At 42.0% G+C, this 2,139-nt stretch carries 2 protein-coding genes; one reads left to right on the top strand and one right to left on the bottom strand.

What is annotated here, in order from left to right:
- The first annotated feature begins 98 nt into the window (after positions 1-98).
- A complete protein-coding gene (locus tag GSM42_RS20265) occupies positions 99-1,526 on the top strand; it encodes an IS4 family transposase (RefSeq protein WP_160803377.1) in 1,428 nt (475 codons plus the stop codon).
- Between the two features lie 103 nt (positions 1,527-1,629).
- On the opposite strand, the gene GSM42_RS20260 is transcribed toward GSM42_RS20265, so the two are convergent.
- A complete protein-coding gene (locus tag GSM42_RS20260; RefSeq protein WP_160803376.1) occupies positions 1,630-1,992 on the bottom strand; it encodes a hypothetical protein in 363 nt (120 codons plus the stop codon).
- Positions 1,993-2,139 lie beyond the last annotated feature (147 nt).

Here is a 2,139-nt window from a genome sequence, read left to right as displayed (position 1 = left end):
CCCCATAGCCATCAAGTTAATAACAAAATAATCCCCAAAAACGGAAAAAACACGCTATTCTTTCTTTAGGAATGAAAAGAAAGGATGGCGTGTTTTCTGTGAATGTATCCACCAAAGAAGAACTTCATTTGTTTTCACAGGTATTACAAAAATATCTTTCCCCTACAGAAGTTGAACAGTTGGCAAGAACTACTGAATTTGTAAGACGAAGAAGCAAATGTCGGGGGCAAGATCTGGTGACCTTATGTGTTTGGCTGAGTCACAACTTAGCAAGTACTTCTCTGGCTCAGTTATGCAGTGAGTTGGAAGCTGCGACAGGAATTAGCATGAGTGCAGAAGGATTAAATCAGCGTTTGAACGAACAGGCAGTGTCTTTTCTTCGACGACTATTTGCACAGTTACTGAAAGCAGAGCTAAGTTCATCTCGTACTCTATCAACCAAATATCAAGATGTTTTTACTCGGATTCGCATCCTCGATTCGACCTCCTTTCAATTACCAGATTCCTTGGCCGATCATTACCCAGGTTCAGGAGGAAGTAGTTATGCGGCTGGGGTAAAAATCCAATTGGAATACGACTTACATAGTGGACAATTTTTGAATGTGGATATGGGAGCTGGGAAAGGAAATGACAGGCTCTTTAACCCCACTTGTTTCCCCACTCTTCAACCAAGGGACTTGTGCATACGAGATTTGGGTTACTTTTCGCTGGATAATCTAAAGCAGATTGATCAACAAAGAGCCTTCTATCTATCTCGTTTGCCACTCAAAAACCGAATCTATCAAAAGAATCCAGCACCTGAATTTCTTCGAAATGGAACAGTCAAGAAAAAAACAGAGTATCTCTTACTGGATCTAGAAGAAAAAATGAATCAAATGAAACCCGGAGAAACCATGGAGATTCGAGATGCTTTTATTGGGTATAAAAAACTACCTGCTCGTGTTATTTTGTACCGACTCACAGATGTACAAGTGAAAAAGAGAAGAAAAAATCAGGATTTCAAAGAACAGAAAAAAGGAAAGGAGCTTTCAGATAAAAGAAAACGGTTAACCCAAATCAATGTCTATATCACCAATATCGCTTGGGATATTGTCCCAAAAGAGCATATTCATTCTCTCTATTCCTTGCGTTGGCAGATTGAGATCGTATTCAAAACATGGAAATCCTTTTTTCAGATCGACCGATGTAAGAATGTAAAACGGGAAAGATTGGAATGTCACCTATATGGGCAGCTTATTGCCATCCTCATTTGTTCCTCTACTTTGTTTCAGATGAGAGAGATTTTGCTACGCAAAAGTTGTATGGAGGTAAGCGAGTATAAGGCTTTTTATATCATTCAAACCTATTTTCCTTTGTTCCATCAGGCTATACAAAAAAACACCCAAGCATATGCAAAGATCCTTCTTCGCCTCTTTTACCAGATAAAGAAAAATGGGCGAAAATCTCATCGATACAAGAAAAAGACGGTCTTTGACATATTGGGTGTTGTTTATGAGTATAGCCTATCTATTACGAAAGTAGCATAATTTAAAAAACAAGCCTAGCTAGGCTTGTTTGGTGTGCTTATTTTCTAGAATTGGGTGGTGTGGAACAACTTGTGCTCCACACCAGATCCCGCTGTTCGATCTCTCACTGTGTCCAGCGAAGAGGCAGGGAATCTGCCAGCTTGTACCCAAGAACGAGGGTCTGGTCGAATGCGGCACCGAGGACCATGGCAACCGATTCTTCCTCATGTGAGAGGGCAGTAGTAGCCGCGTTCTCCTCGCCATCCTCGACGAAGATAGTGATGCAGTTCAAGAACTTCTTGTGCTTCCTCTCCTCGTCCTCAAGTCGCATGCTGCGCTTGGTAGACGAGGGGGTGAACATCCGGAGTGCGGGGTTGTAAGTGGCTCCGTACAGAGAGTAGGACTTCCCCTTGGTCCGATCGCCAGGAACGCCGAAGCGAAGCTGGAAGTTGTTCTCTCCGGGAAGACGAGAAACGTCAACCTGCATGGCTCTTTCTCCTAGTGTGAGAGATGTACATCGGGCTTTGTATTTTCATCATACGGTATTCCTATTGCTTTGTAAATTTTAATCATTATCAGGAATTGTTTGTGGATAATCTATTTTTCCTTAGCTTGATGGGCATGGGGATAACCC

Origin of the sequence: Shimazuella alba (assembly GCF_009831235.1) — a bacterium.
GTDB lineage: Bacteria > Bacillota > Bacilli > Thermoactinomycetales > Thermoactinomycetaceae > Shimazuella > Shimazuella alba.
The sequence above is the reverse complement of the archived record's forward strand: the minus strand, read 5'-3'. Positions and strand labels throughout refer to the sequence as shown.

Bases quoted from the DNA above. Each gene is read 5' to 3' on its own strand.
- GSM42_RS20260 (WP_160803376.1), bottom strand. From the start codon at position 1,992: ATGCAGGTTGACGTTTCTCGTCTTCCCGGAGAGAACAACTTCCAGCTT.